Origin of the sequence: Streptomyces sp. SP17BM10 (assembly GCF_036322405.1) — a bacterium.
Classification (GTDB): Bacteria; Actinomycetota; Actinomycetes; order Streptomycetales; family Streptomycetaceae; genus Kitasatospora.
On the sequence record NZ_JAQYXB010000071.1, the window covers coordinates 1 to 2,841 of the forward strand.

The window sequence follows — 2,841 nt, forward strand, 5'->3', positions numbered from 1 at the left end:
CTCGCCTTCGTCGAGCTCGTCTACACGATCGAGGACGCGGCCGGCATCGAGATCGACTTCGACACCATCGACATCGAGGACTTCCAGTCCCTCGCCACCATCCAGAAGGCGTTCTTCGCCTGAGCCCGAGGAGGGACCACCATGCACGCCGTTTCCTACACCGCCCAGTGGATGGCCGCCGCCCGCGCCCAGGAGTCCGAGCGCGAGGACGCCCTCTTCACCGACCCCCTCGCCCGCGACCTCGCCGCCCCCAAGGGCTTCGAACTGATCGAGCGCTACGCCGGCGGAGGCCTGCTGCCGTTCATCTCCATCCGCACGAAGTACCTCGACGACGCCATCCGCGGCATCCTCGCCGAGGGCGGCATCCAGCAGGTCGTCCTGATCGCCGCCGGCATGGACACCCGCGCCTTCCGCCTCGACTGGCCCGACGGCACCGAGCTCTACGAGGTCGACCACGGCCCCCTCATCACCGAGAAGCGCCGCCGACTCGACGCCCTCGGCGCCGAACCCCGCACCGACCGCCGCGAGGTCTCCGCCGACCTCACCCAGGACTGGCTGCCCACCCTCGAAGCCGCCGGCTTCGACCGCACCCGCCCCACCCTCTGGGTGGCCGAGGCCCTGACCTTCTTCCTCACCGACGAGCAGGCCGCGGGCTTCCTGCGGCTCCTCGCCTCGGCGAGCGCCCCCGGCAGCCGCCTCGCCTTCGACATCCTCGGCCGCGCGCTCCTGCGCAGCCCGTTCTCCAAGCCGTTCCTCGACACGCTCGCCGCCGACGGCACCCCGTGGATCTTCGGGACCGACGAGCCCGAGGAGTTCCTGACCGCCAACGGCTGGAAGGCCGTCGACGTCAGCGAGCCCGGCCAGCCCGGCGCCGGCCAGGGCCGCTGGCCCTACGACGTCCAGCCGCGCAACCGCCGCGGCGCCAACCGGCTCTGGCTCATCCGCGCCGAGATCGCCGCCTCGTGACGGGCGGACGGGCCGCCACCGGCGCGGACGCGGAGTAGCCGACCGTGTGGATAGGGGTCGACCTGCTCCACATCGGCGAGTTGGACCGGCTGCTCGGCCGGCCCTGGTTCCGGGCCTTCGCCTACGACGCGGCCGAGCTGGCCACCGCCGAGGCGTTCGGCCCCGAGCGGGCACGGGAGTTCCTGGCCGGGCGGTTCGCCGCCAAGGAGGCGGTGCTGAAGGCCCTCGGCACCGGCTTCACCGGCGGCATCCGGCCGCGGGACGTCGCCGTCCTGCGCTCGGACGGCGGCGCCCCGGTGGTCCGGCTGTCCGGCGCCGCCGCCGCCCGGGCGACCGGCCTCGGCGTGGCCGACGTCCAGGTGTCGATCACGCACAAGCGCGACCTCGTCCTCGCCGCGGCCCTCGCCCGGCCAGGGGCCTGAGAACGCCGGACCCGACGTCGAACTCCCGCCCACCGGCCGGTACTTCCCCACCACCGGCGGGCACCTCCCCCACCTCCGCCCGGCCCACCCTCCGGGCGGTGACGGGAGTTCGACGGCGGGCCCGGGCCGGCTCGCGGCGGGTCGGCGTCAGCCACCCCTCGCCGCCGTCGGCTCCGCCGGTGCGCCGGCGCGGCCCGCCCGGCCGCGGAGCCGTGGCCGGTGGTGAAGGACGCGACCCCGGCGACGATCAGCAAGGGCATCAGGTTCGCCGCCTGCCCGCCCAGCAGCAGCGCCGCCAGCAACGTTCCGGTGACGGGCAGCCGGATGACGCAGGCGCCCGCGGCGGCCAGGCCGACGGCGAGGGCGGGTGCGGTGCCGAAGCCGGGCACCGGCGCGCAGGCCACTCCGAGGGCCCGCACCGATCAGGATCGCCGGGAGCCCGGCGCCTGCGGGGCCGGGGTGCGCCGACCGGGCCGGGCCGTCGGCGGGTCCCGCCACGAGGGGGACGGGGGCGGCCGGGTCAGACCTTCCGGGAGTCCCCCAGCGCGCTCTCGATGCCCTGGACCATCCGCCACAGCGGCGCCTTGCGGCTGGCCACCAGGACGACGACGTCGTCCTGGTCGGCGTCGCCGGCGCCCTCGGCGGGGCGGTCGCTCCAGGTGTCGACGACGAAGGCCATCGCGGTGTCCACCTCGGCCACCCAGTCGCTCTCCCCGCCCGAGCGCAGCCAGGTCCGCAGGGCGTGGTTGTGCGCGGAGACGACGGCGGCGGCGATCACGTCGGCGCGCAGCGGCCCGTCCGGACGGTCGGCGAAGCGGCCGCGCAGGTAGGCCGCGAGGGTGTGCTCGTAGCGCCACACCACCGACAGCTCGTACGCCCGGAGGCCGGGCACCTTGCGGGTGAGCCGGTAGCGCTGGACGGAGAAGGACGGCTGTTCGGCGTACATCCGCAGGACGAGGCGGGCCGCGCCGCAGGCGTGCCGGACCGGGTCCTCCTCGCCCGTGCCGGAGTCCAGGAACTCCGTCATCTCGGCCAGGCTGCGCTCGTGGTCGGGGAAGACCACGTCCTCCTTGGCCGGGAAGTAGCGGAAGAACGAGCGCCTGCCGACCCCGGCGAGGGAGACGATGTCGTCGACGGTGGTCTGCTCGAAGCCGCGGTCCAGGAAGAGTTCGAAGGCCGCGGCCACGAGCGCCTCGCGCATCGCCGGCTTCGAGGGCCCGTCGTTCATGGGCAGGTCCTGCTCTTCCTTCTCGCTCATTCCCGGGAACTTACACCGCGGCGCGGCACCGGCCCCGAAGGGCCGGTGCGCTGTGTGTTACGGCAGGTTGCGGGCCATGACGATGCGCTGGACCTGGTTGGTGCCCTCGTAGATCTGCGTGATCTTCGCGTCACGCATCATCCGCTCCACCGGGTAGTCCCGCGTGTACCCGTACCCGCCCAGCAACTGGACCGC

Annotated in this window: 4 protein-coding genes; 2 read left to right on the forward strand and 2 right to left on the reverse strand. The window is 74.4% G+C overall.

Features of this window, described 5'->3' with window-relative positions; translation table 11 throughout:
* The first annotated feature begins 141 nt into the window (after positions 1-141).
* Both PUR71_RS00275 and PUR71_RS00280 read left to right on the forward strand, forming a co-directional pair.
* Entirely contained in the window at positions 142-966 is an 825-nt protein-coding gene (locus PUR71_RS00275; protein ID WP_329924252.1) for a class I SAM-dependent methyltransferase, read from the forward strand.
* 44 nt (positions 967-1,010) lie between these two features.
* Positions 1,011-1,388: a holo-ACP synthase gene (locus PUR71_RS00280; protein ID WP_329924253.1), complete on the forward strand. Its 378-nt coding sequence runs from the start codon at positions 1,011-1,013 to the stop codon at positions 1,386-1,388.
* Positions 1,389-1,908: 520 nt separating this feature from the next.
* On the opposite strand, the gene PUR71_RS00285 is transcribed toward PUR71_RS00280, so the two are convergent.
* Positions 1,909-2,646 (reverse strand): TetR family transcriptional regulator, encoded by a 738-nt coding sequence (locus PUR71_RS00285; protein ID WP_329924254.1) that lies wholly within the window; start codon positions 2,644-2,646, stop codon positions 1,909-1,911.
* 57 nt (positions 2,647-2,703) lie between these two features.
* Positions 2,704-2,841 (reverse strand): acyl-CoA dehydrogenase family protein (locus PUR71_RS00290; RefSeq protein ID WP_329924255.1); only part of this gene is annotated, 138 nt, incomplete at its 5' end.

Coding starts and splice junctions, on each gene's coding strand:
- PUR71_RS00275 (WP_329924252.1), top strand. CDS start 142: ATGCACGCCGTTTCCTACACCGCCCAGTGGATGGCCGCCGCCCGCGCC.
- PUR71_RS00285 (WP_329924254.1), bottom strand. CDS start 2,646: ATGAGCGAGAAGGAAGAGCAGGACCTGCCCATGAACGACGGGCCCTCG.